The organism is Shimia sp. Alg240-R146, from assembly GCF_947331465.1.
GTDB lineage: Bacteria > Pseudomonadota > Alphaproteobacteria > Rhodobacterales > Rhodobacteraceae > Shimia.
Genome location: NZ_CAMZOK010000001.1, coordinates 254,302 through 271,821, shown reverse-complemented (window position 1 = coordinate 271,821; position 17,520 = coordinate 254,302). Strand labels below are relative to the sequence as shown.

General features: G+C 54.7%; 16 protein-coding genes. 7 read left to right on the top strand and 9 right to left on the bottom strand.

Features of this window, described 5'->3' with window-relative positions:
* The first annotated feature begins 193 nt into the window (after positions 1–193).
* Positions 194–991 (top strand): ABC transporter permease, encoded by a 798-nt coding sequence (locus PG871_RS01320; RefSeq protein ID WP_270725253.1) that lies wholly within the window; start codon positions 194–196, stop codon positions 989–991.
* On the opposite strand, the gene PG871_RS01315 is transcribed toward PG871_RS01320, so the two are convergent.
* Together PG871_RS01315 and PG871_RS01310 are read right to left on the bottom strand one after the other, a co-directional pair.
* Positions 982–2,226 (bottom strand): glycosyltransferase, encoded by a 1,245-nt coding sequence (locus PG871_RS01315; RefSeq protein WP_270725251.1) that lies wholly within the window; start codon positions 2,224–2,226, stop codon positions 982–984. The two genes, PG871_RS01320 and PG871_RS01315, sit on opposite strands and share 10 nt — an antisense overlap.
* Positions 2,223–3,548, bottom strand: coding sequence for a glycosyltransferase (locus PG871_RS01310; RefSeq protein WP_270725250.1), 1,326 nt, complete (start codon positions 3,546–3,548; stop codon positions 2,223–2,225). Before PG871_RS01310 ends, PG871_RS01315 begins: the two co-directional genes overlap by 4 nt.
* A gap of 284 nt (positions 3,549–3,832) precedes the next feature.
* On the opposite strand from PG871_RS01310, the gene PG871_RS01305 reads away from it, so the two are divergent.
* The 3 genes from PG871_RS01305 to PG871_RS01295 all read left to right on the top strand — a co-directional run bounded on the left by PG871_RS01305 (position 3,833) and on the right by PG871_RS01295 (position 8,607).
* On the top strand, positions 3,833–6,859 hold the full coding sequence (locus tag PG871_RS01305) for a calcium-binding protein (protein WP_270725249.1): 3,027 nt from the start codon (positions 3,833–3,835) through the stop codon (positions 6,857–6,859).
* 116 nt (positions 6,860–6,975) lie between these two features.
* Entirely contained in the window at positions 6,976–7,689 is a 714-nt protein-coding gene (locus tag PG871_RS01300) for a sulfotransferase domain-containing protein (RefSeq protein WP_270725248.1), read from the top strand.
* Positions 7,690–7,743: 54 nt separating this feature from the next.
* Positions 7,744–8,607: a sulfotransferase gene (locus tag PG871_RS01295; RefSeq protein WP_270725246.1), complete on the top strand. Its 864-nt coding sequence runs from the start codon at positions 7,744–7,746 to the stop codon at positions 8,605–8,607.
* 146 nt (positions 8,608–8,753) lie between these two features.
* Here PG871_RS01295 and rfbA read toward each other — a convergent pair whose 3' ends face one another.
* The 6 genes from rfbA to PG871_RS01265 all read right to left on the bottom strand — a co-directional run bounded on the left by rfbA (position 8,754) and on the right by PG871_RS01265 (position 13,985).
* A complete protein-coding gene (gene rfbA / locus PG871_RS01290; protein ID WP_270725245.1) occupies positions 8,754–9,629 on the bottom strand; it encodes a glucose-1-phosphate thymidylyltransferase RfbA in 876 nt (291 codons plus the stop codon).
* A 1-nt stretch (position 9,630) separates the two neighbouring features.
* Positions 9,631–10,506 carry a dTDP-4-dehydrorhamnose reductase gene (rfbD, locus tag PG871_RS01285; protein WP_270725243.1) on the bottom strand — a complete coding sequence of 292 codons (876 nt, stop codon included), beginning with the start codon at positions 10,504–10,506 and terminating at the stop codon, positions 9,631–9,633.
* 56 nt (positions 10,507–10,562) lie between these two features.
* Complete coding sequence (rfbB, locus tag PG871_RS01280; protein ID WP_270725241.1) at positions 10,563–11,612, bottom strand: dTDP-glucose 4,6-dehydratase; 1,050 nt, start codon at positions 11,610–11,612, stop codon at positions 10,563–10,565.
* The gene (rfbC, locus tag PG871_RS01275) at positions 11,609–12,175 is read right to left on the bottom strand and encodes a dTDP-4-dehydrorhamnose 3,5-epimerase (protein ID WP_443020453.1); all 567 of its coding nucleotides are present in this window, start codon (positions 12,173–12,175) and stop codon (positions 11,609–11,611) included. Before rfbC ends, rfbB begins: the two co-directional genes overlap by 4 nt.
* Before the next feature lie 126 nt (positions 12,176–12,301).
* Positions 12,302–13,018, bottom strand: coding sequence for an HAD family hydrolase (locus PG871_RS01270; protein ID WP_270725239.1), 717 nt, complete (start codon positions 13,016–13,018; stop codon positions 12,302–12,304).
* Positions 13,019–13,076: 58 nt separating this feature from the next.
* Complete coding sequence (locus PG871_RS01265; protein ID WP_270725237.1) at positions 13,077–13,985, bottom strand: D-amino acid aminotransferase; 909 nt, start codon at positions 13,983–13,985, stop codon at positions 13,077–13,079.
* A 170-nt stretch (positions 13,986–14,155) separates the two neighbouring features.
* On the opposite strand from PG871_RS01265, the gene PG871_RS01260 reads away from it, so the two are divergent.
* From PG871_RS01260 to msrA, 3 genes are all read left to right on the top strand, one after another.
* Positions 14,156–15,016 carry an NAD-dependent epimerase/dehydratase family protein gene (locus PG871_RS01260; protein ID WP_270725235.1) on the top strand — a complete coding sequence of 287 codons (861 nt, stop codon included), beginning with the start codon at positions 14,156–14,158 and terminating at the stop codon, positions 15,014–15,016.
* On the top strand, positions 15,013–15,669 hold the full coding sequence (locus PG871_RS01255) for a sugar transferase (protein WP_270725233.1): 657 nt from the start codon (positions 15,013–15,015) through the stop codon (positions 15,667–15,669). Before PG871_RS01260 ends, PG871_RS01255 begins: the two co-directional genes overlap by 4 nt.
* A gap of 97 nt (positions 15,670–15,766) precedes the next feature.
* On the top strand, positions 15,767–16,429 hold the full coding sequence (gene msrA / locus PG871_RS01250) for a peptide-methionine (S)-S-oxide reductase MsrA (protein WP_270725232.1): 663 nt from the start codon (positions 15,767–15,769) through the stop codon (positions 16,427–16,429).
* Between the two features lie 76 nt (positions 16,430–16,505).
* Here msrA and PG871_RS01245 read toward each other — a convergent pair whose 3' ends face one another.
* Entirely contained in the window at positions 16,506–17,375 is an 870-nt protein-coding gene (locus PG871_RS01245) for a ribokinase (protein ID WP_270725229.1), read from the bottom strand.
* Between the last annotated feature and the right edge of the window lie 145 nt (positions 17,376–17,520).

Here is a 17,520-nt window from a genome sequence, read left to right as displayed (position 1 = left end):
GCGTTTTTTTGTCCTGTCGCTGACTGGACAGCCGCTCGGCCGTCCCTGTCTGAGCCCGGTTTTTCTTGGCCCTGCCGGGAACCAGGCGAGGTAGTCGTCTTGGTCACAACCCGCTCTCTCGTTTACTCGAAACCTAAAGTGCATTACATCGGAGCTATAGCATAAGACAGTTAGAAAGCCAGCACTCCTCGCCATGCCACAGACTGAATTTACAGCCCAAAAACCGCGTTCGTTCCGCACTTTCCGCACTCTTTGTGCCCTGATGCTGCGCGAAATGTCGACCACCTACGGTCGCACGCCCTTTGGGTATTTGTGGGCCATCCTACAGCCGGCCCTTGGCATCTTGTTGCTAACGCTGATCTTCTCTCTTGCCTTCAGACAGCCCGATCTCGGGACGAACTTTCCTCTGTTTTATGCATCCGGCCTGCTGCCACTTTTGATCTTTCTGGATATCTCCAACAAACTGTCCGGCTCGCTGGAGTTTTCCAGGGCATTGCTCTCTTTACCGGCAGTTTCCTATCTGGATGCCATCTTGGCGCGATTTCTGCTGAACGCACTGACACAGCTGCTCGTGTTTATAGTCGTGGTTACGTCCATTGGCATGATCTATGGGCTCACTCTGCAAATTACCTACAGCGAGATGTTGGTCGCATGGATATTTATGTTTGGGCTATCTGCCGGCATCGGAACGTTAAATTGCTACCTTTTCTTGAGATTTCCAACTTGGGAACGCATTTGGGGGGTTTTCACACGTCCCTTGCTGTTCCTCTCTTGTATCTTTTATCTGTTTGAGACCGTTCCACCGCCCTACAATTCCTACTTGTGGTACAATCCGGTTGTGCATGTCATAGGGCAAATGAGACGCAGCATATACTTCAACTACGACGCGCCTTATGTATCGCCTCTTTATATTTCTATCATTTCGATCGTCACGCTCTTGCTAGGGTTGCTGTTGCTCCACCGAAACTCACGCGATCTTCTTTATCGTTGATCTGACCCGGAAATTAAACCGTTCAGGCAGTCGGCCATTTCGGCGGCCTGTTTGCTGAAACTTGAAACGTCTATCGGGGACTGAAACGCATTATTGCGCTCTAGCACTTCCTCAAGATGCGGCAGAAGCACATCCGGCCCGTCGCCAATCTGCAGCAACCGATCAGGATTAACAGCGGCATGCTCAATAGTGCCGCCACTGTCGGTCTGAATCACCTGAATGCCGCGGGCCAAGGCCTCGCGAATAGTCAATCCAAAGGTTTCTTTCCATTGGGACATGAACAAGAGAACATCAATTTTGGCATAAAAATCATCGATCTCTGCCTGACTATATCTGGGATGAACCTGCCAATTTCCCTTCATTTTCGAATAGTCCACGTTCTGCCACCAGCCACCATCCATACTGCCGTCTACCAGATACCCGTCAAAATCTTCACGTGAGATTTGGGCAAACGCACTTTGAATAATGGGCCAGCCTTTGATGTGCGAGGGTCCCCCGACAAATCCAAACGCGAGACGCCCGCCGCTGGCCTCCCGGCGATTGGCTTGAGCCACAAAGAAGTCCTCGGCGGGTTTGATCACGCCGTTTTGCCAAACCATCGATTTTTGACCGGCAAGCCCCGACTTCACACTCAAGTCATGGGCAAACTGACTGGGATAGGTGACCACATCTGCCACGGTCGCCGCCGCTTTCAAACGGCCAACACGACTGCGGGCTTGATCGAAATCATCGACGCACCCGCGACAGCCTTCAATCTGGATCGGGTCTTGCCCACAATAGCGGCCGTCCATCCGGATCATGAATTGGCGTTCGCACAGCCACCAAAAATCATGCGTCGACAGAACCATCGGAACGTTGTGACGCTTGATCATTGGCAAAATTCCGGCACCTAGGTCTTGAAGGCAATGCATATGCACCGCATCCGGCCCAATCCTGCGCAAAAGGCGTTCCACAACCTCAGTTACTTGGGGGTTGTCGTATGTCTCGGCATAGTTTCGGTGAAACGGCAGGTTGATAACGTAATTCACGATGCCTGCCTGTTCGGTCTTTAGCACCGAATAAGGTGGCAGCCCGTCTTGGCTTGTGACTGAAATCGCGCTGACCCTGAAGCCGTGCTCGCTTTGCAAGCGCCGCGCAACCTGTTCTGCGACCACTGTGGCGCCACCGTAGGTGAAAGGCGCAAAAAAGACATTGATCACAAGAATATGGGGCTTAGTTTCTGCGATCTTGGTCATTCCTGCACCCACCGGATGATTTCGGGGTCAACCACGGGCGCGTCGAGACGCGCGCTCCAACGGCTTTCAAGAAGTTGGCGGGCCTGGCGCCCCATTTCCTTGGTGCGGGTTTGGTCAGTCGCCATTTTTTTAAGCGACTCTGCCCAACTCGCACCTTTCGGGATCACATGTCCAGTTTGTCCGTCGTCGACAACCTCAGCCATATCGCTGACAGATCCGACTATGCTGGGAACACCGACAGACGCCGCATCAATCACCCGAACCGCGCTTTTGCAGCGGTTAAAGATGTCATCCGTCAACGGCATCACTGCGCAGTCAACAGACGCTAACGTTTCTAGATAGGTTTCGTAGTCGCTGAAAGGATGAGTTTCGACCTGACCTCGAAGCCCTTCAGGCAAGAGCTTTAGATTGAAGTGTCCCAGAATGACCAACTTGCGATCTGCGCCACCCGCCAGAAAGGCGGTGACGTCGTCAACAATCAGGTTGAAATCAATTTCATGTCCCTGTGATCCGCTGGCAAAAGCGACGCGGAACCCTTCGTTCCCCACCGCGGGCTGGGATTTCATCGCCCGCGCACCCGCCTGCAACGCTTGGCTGTCGGCAAAATTGCGACGTACATGGACCGGACGAGTTGAGTACAGCTCAGCATGCGCTTTCATTCCCGGCGTCGACACTGACAGCATGTCAGCGCTGTTCATAACGTCCAGATATTTGGGTGCCTCGTTCATGAAGTGCTTCTTTTGCCAAGTGGGCAACGCCTTCATGTTTTCATAGGTGCCATAGGCGGACACAGAAAACAGAGGATCGTCCAGATCATACAGAATCGGCAAGCGCAAACGCCGCGCCTCATAGCTCAGCATGCTTGTGACCGGCGTTGTGCAAAGCCGGTAGAACATCACGTGCGTCGCATCCTGTAAAATGGCCGTCGAACGGGCAACATCCTCGTAGTGCGAAAAACTGTAGTCCACGTCAGCCAAACGCCAAATTTCATCCAATTGTTCGACCCGGTATTTGCGACATTGCGGCAAGTTCAAATCGCCAATCATCGCCACCTTTCGGCGGCGGCTTAAAATCGCAGGGGGTTGAGAGATGTGGAATCCGTCCCGTTCCGCCAGATCAAGCCACACCGCGGCCAGATGTTCCGACGGGAGCCGATGGCCCGGCGACTCGCGGCGCCTGATCACAGACGTAATGCCACGCCCGGCCAGTCGGGCCGACACATATTGTCTGGTGCGGGCCAGCGCGCCGCGCAAACCTTCTTCGCGAACCGCACGTGAAAAGCGTGCAAGTTTGTCGCGTTTGAAAAAATCTAACAAAATCATCACACGTTCCACAGCACTAGAAAGCTAATAATCACCTTATTAGCGTTGCCATCGAGATGCCGAAAGGCTGAATTCAAAAGGCACTGGCGTTTCGTCCTCTGGGTAGTCCGAGTCGGCTTAGCTACAAACCCCATAGCTCACATTTGAAACTGTTTTTCGAAATCTCCGAGCGACTTTCCGCCCTTTTGCCACATTTCTGCCCACGGCCCCACGCGCCCGACAGGCACTCTACCGGTGTTTGGTTTCGCCAATTTTTTGGCACAGGTATTTGGTTCATGATTTCAATGGAAATAACCGGTCGATTGACCGGTAGCAGCTTCTCGTACGCTTCAGACGCTTTTTTGTTCCTTTTGGCACCGGACACTGGTCTGATCACGCTCCTGCACCATGGCGCAAACACTGGTATTGAATTGACGCCGCAATCCGGCACATTGGCCAGCATCGGAAATGTTTCGACACTAACAAGCGGGCGCGTCTCGCTCGGTGGCGGGTCAGCTGCCGACAGCCTGTCACAACCGGTTCTGGCCTATCTACAGCTACAAACCGCCGCGACAATGGTCTCCGCCATCGACACCTTTCTGACTGGTGGGGCACACGCCGGCAATAGCGGCGTGGCGCTGGCCGGCACGGCCGGTTCCGCGATGATTGTGTACGTGGCAAACCCAAATGCGTCTGGGCTGCAGATTTTTGAGCAAGGTTCAAATGGCTCCTTGTCGCTCATTGACACCGTGGGCGGAAGCGAAGGGGACTATACAAACGCTATTTCGGCCATGAGCCGCCTAACAACACCTCAAGGAGATTATCTGTTCACCGGCTCATCCACGGATCACGGGATCGACGTATATCTCATCGACAGCAATGGAAGACCTCAACATCAGGGATCATTCGGAGCTGTAGATGGCCTGCCGGTCTCCGCAATAACCAACATCACCCCTGTTGGCCTGGATGGCGCCCAATACCTGATCGTCGCTGCCGCCTCCAGTTCGAGCCTGTCCGTCCTCCAAGTGGGTGCGGACGGCGCCCTTACACTCACAGACCATGTTCTGGACACGCAGGACAGCCGGTTTCAGGGTGTCACAGCCCTAGATACAGTAACAATCGATGGCCATGTGTTTGTGTTTGCCGCGGGCGCTGACGACGGACTCACGGTTATGGTCCTAATCCCGGGCGGGCACTTGCTTGCGCTCGACACATTGGCAGACGGAAATGACACGGGGCTCCAGAACATCTCTGCGCTGACAGCCTGTGTTATCGGTGATGAAATTCAGGTGTTTGTTGGCTCAGGTACGGAAGCTGGGCTTACACAGTTGGTGATCGACATTTCCGACCTTGGAGATCTTCTGGTTGCACCATCCGGGCAGTTGGCTGGCACGGCCGATGACGACATGCTGGTGCTGGAAGGGGCCGGTTCAATCCTCGGCGGCGCTGGTGATGATATCTTGAGAGATGGTGACGGGCAAAACAGCCTGACCGGTGGCGACGGCGCAGACATTTTTGTCATCGGTGCAGACGGGGCGCATGACGTCATTACGGACTTTCAAGTCGGAGAGGATCAGATTGATTTGTCTCTGATGCCAGGCCTCTATTCACTCGCACAAATCAGCGTAACCTACACCATCTCGGGTGCAGTCCTCTCGTTTGGGGACGACACGTTGGAAATTTTTTCAACTGGTACGGCTTTGACAGCCGCCACACTTCAGGCGGCCTTGATTTCAGCGCTTCAGCATCCTGTGACGTCGCCTGCCACACAGCCGCCTCAACCCGATCCAATTCCTGATCCAGAGCCGGAACCTGAACCAGATCCAAGCCCGGACCCGGACCCCGCCCCACAAGATGACACGCTGATAGGAACGGCTGCCAACGACGTTTTGCAGGGGGGAACTGGCAACGACACGCTGGCTGGTCTGGCAGGGAATGACACACTCGATGGTGGTTTCGACGACGACAGTCTGATTGGCGGGACCGGAAATGACAGTCTTCTAGGCGGAAGTGGTGCCGACACGCTGCTTGGGGGCGCACAGGGCGACGTATTGTCAGGCGGCGCAGGCAATGACTCGATTGACGGCGGCAGCGGCACGGATCGACTGGTTTTTGAACTAACCCGGTCCGCAGTTGTGGTGACTGATTTAGGAAACGGAATGATCCAGATCGCGGGTCCGAACGGCACCGATCTCGTAACCAACGTCGAAGTTTTTGACTTTTTGGATGGGTCCATGACCTTAGCGGAGCTTTTGAGTCCGGCGCCTCCTCCGGATGGACTTTCTCTCGTTGGTACCGACGGCGAAGACACCCTGACCGGAAACACTGGCAGCGACACGCTGTCTGGTAATGCCGGCGCCGACGTTATGGTTGGGGCGGGCGGTCACGACTTGCTTGATGGCGGCGACCAAGCCGACACAATGACCGGGGACTCCGGAAACGATACCATTTTCGGGCGCAATGGGCGGGACAGCCTGCAAGGCAACAATGGCGACGATATGCTTCGAGGCGGCGTAGGCAATGACATTTTGGAAGGCGGGGACGGTCAAGACCACCTTCGGGGCGGCACCGATAACGACACTCTCCTGGGTGACTCTGGGCAGGACACGTTGTTGGGTGAGTTCGGTCGCGACCGGCTTTATGGGGGCAACGGCAATGATATGCTGCGCGGCAACGGTGGCAATGACTCCCTGTACGGCGGGAATGGCAACGATACGCTAGTGGGCGGCAATCTTTTTGACCTGTTGGAGGGTGGGGCTGGAGATGACGAGTTGGACGGCGGCATCTATGCAGACACGTTACATGGGCAAAGCGGCGACGACTTGCTTTTAGGTGGCGGCGGCACCGACCGCCTTTATGGAGGGGACGGGGACGATACAGCGGACGGCGGCTACAGCCATGACCGGTTTTGGGGTGGCAATGGAAACGACCGGTTCTCCGGCGGCGCGGGAAACGACGTCGCATTTGGCGAGGCTGGGAACGACTATTTGCGTGGTGGCGGTGACCAAGACACGCTCTACGGTGGCGCAGGCTTTGATACTTTGGTGGGCGGGGTCAGCGACGACATCATGACTGGGGGGTTGAACGGCGATACCTTTGAATTCGCCACCGGCCATGGCAACGACACGATCACTGATTTCAATACGTCGAACTCAAATGAGCGTTTGGACTTACGGGACGTCGTCGCGATCACCGGTTTTCAAGATTTAATCGACAATCACATCTTATCCTCAAGCGGTAATTCAGTTGTTATTTGGACGGGGGATGGCGGGCAGATTACGTTGCTGGATGTTCAGCTCAGCGATCTGAATACTAACGACTTTTTATTCTGATTTGGGCGAGAGTTTGCCGGTTTTTCCATATTCAAGAACTCGAAAAAATGGGTTGCGCAGGCAATCTAGCGCCTGATACTTCCTGCATGTCGAAAAATGCAGAAAGTTTTTGAGGTATGTCGCGACCCGATTTTGTTGGTATTGGCGCTCAGAAGGCGGCAACCACTTGGCTGTTCAAGCGTTTGAGCATGCACCCAGACGTCTACTTCCCTCGTGGTAAAGAAATTCATTTCTGGGACCGTCGCGAAACCGTAGGGCGCCCCCTGAAGGAATACGAAAGTATTTTCAGCGGCTTACAAATCAAACATATCGGCGGAAAGACCGGCGACATCACCCCGGCCTATCTGCGGATCTCTGATACTCTTATCAAAGAATTCAAAGAGCAGGCACCGGATGTGCGCTTGATGGTTATTCTGCGCAATCCTGTTGAGCGCGCAATTTCTGCCGCAGCGCAAGTGATCCGCAACAAGGAACGTTCTTCAAACCAAAGCAACCCGTTGTTTTCTAAAAACACCACCGAAGGCGGGCTCTACGGAAAGCACCTGACCCGTTGGCTGGAACATTTTTCAAAAGAACAGCTATTGGTCCTTACACAAGATGAAATTCGCGAAGACGGTCGCGCGGTCATGAAAAAGGTGGCAGAACACCTGAGCATCGACCCACGCGTTTACGACTTAATTGATCAGTCTTTGCTGAACACTACCACGTCCCCAACCCCCAATCGCCTTGAAGTGGCGCCCAAACAAATGGCCCGCCTCAAGAGCACCTATCGCGACGATCTAACCCAGCTGGAGAGTCTGCTAAACCGTTCTTTTGGCTGGGATATCTGAGATCGGACCAGCTTATGCACCTCGCATCGGACCGTCCGTTCAGGAGAGCAATCTATGAGTGACCACCACCTTTTTGGTAATCTATTTCTCAGCATCGGCGCAATGAAAGCCGGCACGACGTGGCTTTACACCGTGTTGTCTCGTCACCCGGAGCTGCACTTCTCTTTGGAAAAAGAAGTCCACTATTTTTATCACCGGTATGTGGATTCAGGTCTGCTAAGCGACAAAAATAGGCTGCAGAATGCCAAACAGCGATATTTGTTTAGGTTCGATCCTGAGCGCGCAAACATTGATCGCATTCGCCAGAATTTGCACTGGGTCAGCTCATATTTAAGCCGCCCGGTTGACGATCACTGGTACAGCAACCTTTTTGATCTGCGTGGGCAGCAAAAATACGCGTGTGATTTTTCCAACTTGACCGCACACGTTCCAGCCGAGGCCTGGCCGCACATTCAAGGCGACTGCGACAAACTGCGCGTACTGTACACGATGCGCGATCCGATCAAACGTCTTTGGAGCCACACTAAGTTCCATTTGCAGGTCACGAACCAACTTGAAAAGCTGGACAGCTGGAAACCCGAAGATTTCCAAGACTTCGCCAAGAAGGACTTTCTGTGGGACAACGCCGAATATGGTGCGGTTCTGCGACGTGTGAATGACGGATTGCCGCGTGAAACTTGGAAAGCCCTGTTTTACGAGGACCTTCATGCCGATCAACGAGGCACGCTGAAGTCCATTGAGGACTTTCTCGGGATCTCCAATTTTGATTACCCGCAATCGCTCTTGGAAAAACGCACAACGGAATCGGTGAAAGTGTCGATGCCGGATTTCTTCCCTGAACTGTTTGCCGAAGATGTTTCGCGTATCAAATCCGAATTGACGGACTTGGGTTTTGAACCACCCTCTAGCTGGTTGTAGAACAGCAGACGACAGAACACCGCACCTTGCAAACGGGCCATTTCACAATGGCTCGTTTGGCGAGCACAGGGCGTTCAAATATCCGAAATCGCCAATTTAGAGAATATTGACTTGGTCACAGGACCTTTGGGCTGGGATGTCCCAAGTTATCCCTGCAAAAGCCGTTCAAGATATTTTCCGTAAGAATTCTTGGCGAACAATTTTGCCCGCACGGCCAGCTGATCATGCGAAATCCATCCCTGATCAAAAGCAATTTCATCTGGGCTACCCGTTTGTAGACCCTGGCGCTGCTCGAGCGTGCGGACAAAATTTCCAGCATCCAGGAGTGATCCGTGCGTGCCCGTGTCCAGCCACGCATATCCACGTCCCATTCTCTGGACAGACAAAGATCCCTCGTTCAAATACATTTCCAAGAGGGTGGTGATCTCCAACTCACCTCGGTCCGAGGGCACAACATCGCGCGCACGCGCAGGAGCATCGCCGTCAAGAAAGTACAAGCCCGTCACCGCGAAATTTGAAGGCGGAACTTCCGGCTTTTCGATGATGGACACCGCGTTGCCTTGTTCATCGAAATCGACCACGCCGTAGCGCTCAGGATCCGCCACGCGATAGCCAAAAACCGTTCCACCATCGGTCTTTGCATCAGCGCTGGCGAGGATTTCCGGCAGTCCGTGGCCAAAGAAAATATTGTCCCCAAGCACCAACGTAGACGGCGCACCGTTCAGAAAGTCTTCGGCAAGAATAAACGCCTGTGCCAATCCATCAGGGCTGGGTTGCACGATGTAGGTAAATTGCATGCCCCACTGGCTTCCATCCTGCAGCAGGCGCTGAAATTGGGCCTGATCCTCGGGCGTAGTAATGATTGCCACCTCCCGAATACCCGCAAGCATTAGAACGCTGAGAGGATAGTAGACCATCGGCTTGTCGTAGATCGGCAAAAGCTGTTTTGAGACGCCCATGGTGATTGGGTAAAGTCGTGTGCCGGAGCCACCCGCGAGAATAATTCCCTTGCGCTTGGTCATATCAGTTACCTTTCAAATCGTTCAAAACAGCCGCGAGGCTAACACGCCAATCCGGGCGCTTAATGCCAAAGTCGCGCGCCAATGCACTGCAATCCATCCGCGAATTTGCGGGGCGTTTAGCCGGAGTAGGATACTCGGAAGACGGAATATCGGTGATCGCCACCATGTGTCCGGCCTGTTCAAAGATTTCGCGGGCAAAATCCGCCCAGCTGGCGTCTGGTGCACCCGAGAAATGATAGGTGCCGCCTTTTTGACCGGCGAGCATCCCTTCGGTCATCTTTAGGCAGGCCCCCGCGATATCTGCGGCAGAGGTCGGTCCGCCCACCTGATCGCCGACAATCGTCAACGCATCGCGCGTTTCTGCAAGTCGAAGCATCGTTTTTACAAAATTGTTTCCATGTGCAGAGAAAACCCAGCTTGTGCGCAAGATCGCAGCATTGCCACCTGCGGCCCAAACGCCGTTCTCGCCTGCCAATTTAGACCGGCCATAGGCGCCGAGAGGTCCCGATGGGTCCGATGGGCGCCACGGCGCCGTGCCAGAGCCATCAAACACATAGTCCGTCGAGATATGCACAAACGGCAGGCCTCTTTCAGCACAGGCCTCCGCCATGGCTTTTGGTGATTCACCATTGATGCGTGTTGCCAAAGGCTCTTCTTCTTCAGCTTTGTCCACTGCTGTGTAGGCCGCCGCATTAATCACGGCGACCGCTTTGGTTTCCGCAATGATCTTTGCGCAGGCTTTGGGGTCGTCCAGATCCGCGTCTTCCCGACCCAGTGCGATTAAGCGGTCACTTTGCCGTTGCAGTTCTGTTGCGACTTGCCCCGTACGGCCAAAAACCAGAATGAGGTCGTTTTGTGCTGTCGACACTTGGGTCATGATCAAACCTTGTTTCGTCTGCTGCAATGACGGTTTTCGCGCTAGGGCACCGGTGTTTAACCGGTACCCAGCCTTTTTCCGACTCCGTGCCGTTCCTGCAAGGGACGCCACCATGTCTCATTTGCCAAATACCACGCAACAGTGAGTGCCAAACCTTCTTCGACGGTCACGCTCGGTCTCCAGTTCAACTCGTTTCGAATGCGGGTTGGGTCGATGGCATATCGTGCATCATGACCGGGGCGATCGGTGACAAACGTGATCTGATCGCTGTAGGAGCCGCCACCGGCCTTTGGCTGTTTCTCGTCAAGGATTGCGCACAAGGTTTGCACCAGCTCAAGGTTGCTTCGCTCGTTCTCACCACCAATGTTGTAGGATCGGCCCAGCGCACCCTTCTCTGCCACCAGCAAAAGCGCGTCAGCGTGATCCTCAACGTAAAGCCAATCACGCACGTTGGAGCCATCCCCGTAGATCGGCAGGTCTTTTCCAGCCAGTGCGTTGAGAATTACGACCGGAATCAGCTTCTCCGGGAAGTGATAAGGTCCGTAGTTGTTTGAGCAATTTGTCAGGACAACGGGCAGGCCATAAGTCTCTTGCCACGCGCGGACGAGGTGGTCAGATGCCGCCTTGGAAGCGGAGTATGGGCTGCGGGGGTCATATGCAGTGGTCTCGGTGAACTGCACATCAGGGTCGCTCGACAGTGAGCCAAAAACCTCATCGGTAGAGATGTGATGGAAGCGGAAAGACTCGGGTTTACCGGCGTCCACCCAATAGCTGCGCGCTGCTTCCAGCATGTTGTAAGTGCCTGTTATATTCGTTTCGATAAAGTCGCCTGGCCCGTCGATCGAGCGGTCCACATGGGACTCGGCGGCCAGGTGCATCACGACCTCGGGCTTATGCTTAGCGAAAATCGCATCCAAAGCCGCACGGTCACGAATATCTGCCTTTTCAAAGGTATAGAGCGGGCTTTCAGCCACATCAGCAACGTTCTCAAGGCAAGCCGCATAAGTGAGTGCGTCAAGATTTATGACCTCATGCCCACGCGACACTGCCAAACGCACAACAGCGGACCCGATAAATCCAGCACCGCCTGTAACAAGAAGTTTCATTTTGCGGGTTCCTCAAAGGTGAAAGGGCTAACGAAGCCTTCAAGTGCTGGTGCTGCTGTATCCTTTTCCGAAAGAACCGGATCGCCGTCAAAGCCCCACTCGATTCCGCAGCTGTCCCAACGCAAACCTGCGTCACAATCAGGTGCGTAATAGTCGGTGCATTTGTAGATTATTTCGGTGTCTGGCAGGCGGGTGACAAATCCATGTGCAAAACCAGGTGGCACCCAAAGCTGTTTGCCATTCTCGGCCGTCAATTCTTCACCTACCCACTCACCGTAGGTGGGGCTGCCGTTGCGAATGTCCACTGCCACGTCGAATAGTGCGCCTCGACCACAGCGCACCAACTTGCCTTGTGCATGCGGTGGGGTTTGAAAATGCAGACCCCGAATTGTGCCCACATCGCTCGAAAGAGAATGGTTATCTTGAACAAAATCAATGTCCAGGCCGGCTTCAGCCATACGCTTGCGGTTCCAGCTTTCGGAAAAAAACCCACGGTGATCGCCAAACCTAGCGGGGGTCAGCAATACGACCCCGGGCAAGCGCGTTTCAGTAACTTCCAACATATATTTGTACCCTGAAAACCAACTTTGAGTTCTGCATACACGCTGCATCGCAGCAGGAAAACCCTGCAGTTGTTTTGCTGCTTGTTCTGCGCTGACATTTGGTGATTGGCTTGCGATCTGACGACGTCAGAACAGCTTTGCAGACCGCATTTTTTCGTAATGCGGTAAAGCGGATTTCAGAACAGACTCGAGCTCATTTGGAACCTGAGGAAGCGGGCCTTCGGCGCCAGCAAAACCAGTCGACTCCCACACTGAGCCATACCAGTGAGGCGCCCAAACTCCATCCTGCGCATGGCCGCCTTTGGGCCAGATCAACATATTCGGATCAAAGTCTAACCCAATGGCATCACATAGTTTTTCAATCATTTCCCGTGGGCGTTCGCGGATGTCGTGACTGTCAATCACCACCGGTTTATGCCCCCAAGATGTGACCAGATCAAAAAGGTCCGCCTGTTGGGCAAAACCAATGTCAGAAAGAGTCGGGTTTTCACGTTTGGCGGTATACGATGCGATGACACGCGCCGGATGGCGGATTAGGAAAACGTTGGTCACGTCCCGCATCCAGTTGCGTGGTACACCTTCGATCATGTGCTGCGTCATATGCTTTTGATAAAATACAGTTTTTCCATTGGGGTGCGCCCCGGAAAGTGCCTCAGCAACCGCATTTGGGTTTTGGACCTGCGCCGCAAGAATTTGACGACGCATCGGGTGATCCAGACCCGTCATCGACAGGTAGGCAGCATAAAACGGCTCGTCCACCACAGCGCAATCCGGGCGATTGCCAAAGGCATACATCATGGCCGTCGAAAGGTTGCGGGGGCCGCTCCACATGGCGATTTTCATGGGGCAAAACTCCTGTCTGTATCGCGTCGGTATCGCGACTGTATTGCGTAGGTTCGATTTACGCTGCGTCTTGCGCCACCAAGTCCTTGTACAGCGCGCGGATGTGTTTGGTCATTTCGCCCATCTCCCCTGACCCGATCTGGCGACCGTCAATTTCGCTGATGGGAGTTTGCGCACCAAAGGTTCCGGTGAGAAACGCCTCATCCGCGCCGTAGGTGTCGACCAAAGAGTAGTTGCGTTCAAACACCGGAATCCCGTCGGCACGACACACATCAATCACTTTTTGGCGGGTGATGCCGTTCATGCAGTAATCGCCAGTTGAAGTCCAAACCGCGCCCTTGCGCACGATAAAGAAGTTGCAGGCGTTGGTGGTGTTCACGAAACCATTGATGTCAAGCATCAGCGCCTCGTCTGCTCCAGCCTTTTCAGCCGCGATACAAGCGAGGATGCAGTTGAGCTTGGAATGAGAATTCAGCTTGGGGTCCTGCGTCATCGGCAATCCGCGAATATGCGGCACGGTGGCCAAGCGAATTGGACGCGGCAGCGAGGGTTTGGAGTGTTCCATGATGATGGTCATTGTCGGGCCTTGCTGAGACAGGCCGGGGTGTTGAAACGGGCGGGTTTTCACACCGCGTGTGACCATGAGACGGGCATGAGCATCCGTGGTCATATTGTTGGCGGCGCGGGTGTCTTCAAGCGCCTGAATGACACCTACCCGATCGAGTCCAATGTCTAGGTCGATGGCCTTGGCGGCCTCAAAAAGGCGGTCGATATGTTCTGTGAGGAACGCCCAGTGACCGTTGTAAAGGCGTAGCCCCTCCCAGACGCCATCACCCAGCATAAAGCCACTATCATAGACGGAGACAACCGCCTCGGCTTTGGGCACAATGCGGCCGTTGAGCCAGATTTTGATGTCCTCGTTGCGCGCGTCATCAGCGGCCTGATGAGTGGTGACGTGATCGGTCATTTACTGTGCTCCCCTCGCATGATTTGCGGCGACGCTAGCGCCGGATTGAGGCCACGCCAAGCGGTATTCTGCCGCGCCGTGATTTGGATGTGGTTGACAGTTTTGGCACGCATGGCGCTAGATACGTTAGTGCGGTTTTGGACAAATGGCTTTTGACGGCGGAACTTAACTTGAATTGGACAAACGCAGCACCAGCAAACCGGCTTTTGGTACTGGGCAGTACGGGCAAAGTAGGGCGTTTGTTGCAGACGTCGGCCGAACTGAACCCATCGCTCTTGGGACCTTGGTCCCCGATTTGGTCCGGCCGATCCTTGGCAACACCTGTCGATCTTCAATTGGACGCGGACACAGATTTGGACAGCCTGCCAAAGGCAGGGGCTGTGTTGGCCTTATGGGGCACTGTACCGGGCAGCGGTGACTTTTCAGAGAACACCCTTCTGGCGGACCGCGCAGTTGATATTGCAAGTGTCGTTGGCGCGAAGCGGGTTTTGCACTGTTCCTCAAGCGCAGTTTACGGTCCATCAATGAGAGCCGAAGAAAATAGCGCTGTAGCTCCGATGAATGCCTATGGCGTGGCCAAGATTGAGATGGAACAGAGGCTGATTAATCGTAACAAAGGTGTAGGCGCGCCCTTCTCTATTGCGATGCGGCTGGCCAACACAGTCGGCGCGGACAGTCTGTTTGGTGCCATGAAGAGTGGCCAGCCGGTGACGCTTGATAGTATCGCAGTTGGCGAAAGCCCGATACGAAGCTACGCAACGCCCACTGTAATTTGGCGCGCTGTGACCGCATTGCTTGCCTGCCAGACTCCTCCTGAGATCATCAACGTGGCCACGGCAAAACCCGTGCCAATGCACGGGCTTCTGGACGCGGCGCGTTATCCCTATGTTTGGCGTCCGGCACCGGAGTCGGCGGTTGGCGAAGTGAGTCTGGACGTGACCCTGTGGCAACGAATAACGGGAGAGACAGGGTTGGTTTCTCCGGCTGACATGATCGCTGAGTGGCGCTTACTGCAGGAAGGTACGATATGATTGGAGCAGGCACGACATTGGCGCGGCGCGCGGTGGATTTGATTTGGGTATGCGTGCAGTTGCTGGTTTTGTGGCCGCTCTTCCTTTGGATTACAGCGTTGATTCTGATCCGCGATGGTCGGCCAATTTTTTACGTATCCGAGCGGATGAAAACGCCTGATACGGGATTTCAACTCTACAAGTTTCGCACCATGACGCAGGATGCCAATGACGGCGGCGTTTCCGGTGGCGACAAGGCGCATCGGATCACAAAGACTGGCGCGTTTTTGCGTCGCTACCGGCTGGATGAACTGCCGCAACTGTTCAACATCCTGAGGGGCGACATCAGCTTTGTCGGGCCCCGTCCACCGTTGCGCCGCTATGTCGAGCGGTTCCCGGAATTATATACGGAAGTCTTGAAGGATCGACCGGGTGTCACCGGGTTGGCCACTTTGATTTATCACCGCACGGAAGAACGTCTTTTGGCGGAGTGCACGACGCCTGAAGAAACCGAGGCGGTATATGAGCAGCGCTGTGTACCGCGTAAGGCGCGGCTGGACATCCTTTATGCTAAGCGCCGCACTTTAGGGTTTGATCAGCGCCTTTCGGTGGCCACTGTGTTTCGACGGGTGGCGCCCGTGTACCGCCCTGGCCGGACAAGATGGTTGTTTTGACGCGCTCACCTTCTTTCACCATGCTGTGACAAACGGTTTCACGGGATTGAGGGTTTGCCGACACAGGCGCAGGGTGGTGTCAAAGGAGTTCTGTGCGATGACGAAACTGCAAAATCTGAAAACCGGCCTTTTGTTTGTTCTGATCCTGATCGGAGCGGCCGTGCACGGTCACAAGGCTCATGCTGCAAGCAGTGAAACTCTGATTGTCGCAGGAGGTTGTTTCTGGTGTGTGGAAAGCGATTTTGAAGGCGTTCCTGGCGTGAAGGACGTGGTGTCCGGATATACCGGCGGCACAACAAAAAAACCGACCTATAAGCAAGTGACGAAAGGTGGAACCGGCCACTATGAGGCGGTGAAGATCACTTTTGACCCAGCTAAGGTCAGCCGTGAACGGCTGTTGCACTTGTTTTTCCGGTCTGTTGATCCGACCGACGCTGGCGGGCAATTCTGCGACCGCGGGCACAGCTACAGCACGGCCGTTTTTGTCTCTAACAAGGCCGAAAAGGCTTTGGCTGAGGCCGCAAAGGCTGAGGCTCAGTCCGTTTTGAAGCGCGAAGTGGTTACACCGATTTTGAGTGCAAAAAGGTTTTACGACGCAGAGGACTATCATCAGGATTACTACAAAGGCAGCAACATCGTTTTGACGCGCTTTGGCCCGAAGAAGCAGAGCGAGGCATATAAGCGATACCGAAAGGCCTGTAAGCGGGATGCCAAAGTGAAAGCGCTTTGGGGAAGTGCCGCGCCATTCGTCGGGCATTGATTGACGGGGGCTTTGCCCCCATCCCAGCAGGCTGGAACTCCCCCAGGATAATTTGGCCAGAAAGAAGCGCGGCCGACTAAAACCTTGCTTCGTCCACTTCTTTGAGATCAGGAATCACGTCGGCGGTGCCGTGGCGGGTGACCATCAGAGCGGCGGCACGGGAGGCCAAGGCGATGGCTTGCTCCATCGGTAAGCCACGATCGCGGGCCGCGAGCACATAACCGGTGAACGTATCTCCTGCGCCGGTGGTGTCCACGGGTGTTACCGGCATGGCAGGGAAATCGCGGATCGTGTCGCCGCTTAGCCAGCGCGCGCCTTTGGCGCCAAACGTGACAATTACGTCCGCGACGCCCAACGCATCAGGGGTCTTGGAAGTTGCGGCTGTCAATTGCGCGGCCTCGATTTCGTTCAGGATCAGAAAATCGAGAAATGGCAGGATGGCAGCAGTGGCAGTTGCGTCAAAAGGGGCAGCGGCATAGGCAACATAAAGGCCGAGATCGCGGGCAGTTTTGGCGGTTTTGGCCTGATTTAGAGTCTCATTTTGCACCAGAAGCGTGTCGCCGAGTGAGGCCTCTGACAGGGCGGCGGCCCGGGTTTTGGACGGGATTTCATGGTTGGCGCCGGGCAACAGGACAATTGCGTTTTCGCCAGCATCATCGACATTGATGATGGCATGGCCGGTGGGTGTGTCTTCAAGCGTGGCCACGTGGCGTGTGTCGACGCCGGATTCCATCATCTGATCCCGCGCCCAAAGTCCATCCACACCGACAGCACCGATGTGAATTGTATGCGCCCCGGCGCGCGCTGCTGCGACGGACATGTTGGCGCCTTTGCCACCCAGACCACGCGAAAGGCCGTTTGCCGCAAGTGTTTCCCCGGGGCCCGGGAGGTGGGGTACACGGTAAAAATAGTCCGCATTGATGGAGCCGAGGTTGTAGATCGCCATTTGCTGTGCCTCTTTTTGACCACATGATCAATTTCGTGACGCGCTGTCCATGACAGAATGCGTGATTTGCGCGTTTCCTCCAAGGCAGTGGTTTGCTATTTCAGTGAGAGCAAACCTTGGGGGGTTCTGAGCAGTGAAGGCCGAA

What these genes read in the sequence shown, in the direction of transcription:
- rfbD (WP_270725243.1), bottom strand. Translation starts at nt 10,506, where the DNA reads ATGACCCAAGTGTCGACAGCACAAAACGACCTCATTCTGGTTTTTGGC.
- PG871_RS01265 (WP_270725237.1), bottom strand. Translation starts at nt 13,985, where the DNA reads ATGACCGATCACGTCACCACTCATCAGGCCGCTGATGACGCGCGCAAC.
- rfbB (WP_270725241.1), bottom strand. Translation starts at nt 11,612, where the DNA reads ATGAAACTTCTTGTTACAGGCGGTGCTGGATTTATCGGGTCCGCTGTT.
- PG871_RS01315 (WP_270725251.1), bottom strand. Translation starts at nt 2,226, where the DNA reads ATGACCAAGATCGCAGAAACTAAGCCCCATATTCTTGTGATCAATGTC.
- PG871_RS01310 (WP_270725250.1), bottom strand. Translation starts at nt 3,548, where the DNA reads ATGATTTTGTTAGATTTTTTCAAACGCGACAAACTTGCACGCTTTTCA.
- PG871_RS01300 (WP_270725248.1), top strand. Translation starts at nt 6,976, where the DNA reads ATGTCGCGACCCGATTTTGTTGGTATTGGCGCTCAGAAGGCGGCAACC.
- PG871_RS01245 (WP_270725229.1), bottom strand. Translation starts at nt 17,375, where the DNA reads ATGGCGATCTACAACCTCGGCTCCATCAATGCGGACTATTTTTACCGT.
- msrA (WP_270725232.1), top strand. Translation starts at nt 15,767, where the DNA reads ATGACGAAACTGCAAAATCTGAAAACCGGCCTTTTGTTTGTTCTGATC.
- rfbA (WP_270725245.1), bottom strand. Translation starts at nt 9,629, where the DNA reads ATGACCAAGCGCAAGGGAATTATTCTCGCGGGTGGCTCCGGCACACGA.
- rfbC (WP_443020453.1), bottom strand. Translation starts at nt 12,175, where the DNA reads ATGTTGGAAGTTACTGAAACGCGCTTGCCCGGGGTCGTATTGCTGACC.
- PG871_RS01295 (WP_270725246.1), top strand. Translation starts at nt 7,744, where the DNA reads ATGAGTGACCACCACCTTTTTGGTAATCTATTTCTCAGCATCGGCGCA.
- PG871_RS01320 (WP_270725253.1), top strand. Translation starts at nt 194, where the DNA reads ATGCCACAGACTGAATTTACAGCCCAAAAACCGCGTTCGTTCCGCACT.
- PG871_RS01305 (WP_270725249.1), top strand. Translation starts at nt 3,833, where the DNA reads ATGGAAATAACCGGTCGATTGACCGGTAGCAGCTTCTCGTACGCTTCA.
- PG871_RS01255 (WP_270725233.1), top strand. Translation starts at nt 15,013, where the DNA reads ATGATTGGAGCAGGCACGACATTGGCGCGGCGCGCGGTGGATTTGATT.
- PG871_RS01270 (WP_270725239.1), bottom strand. Translation starts at nt 13,018, where the DNA reads ATGAAAATCGCCATGTGGAGCGGCCCCCGCAACCTTTCGACGGCCATG.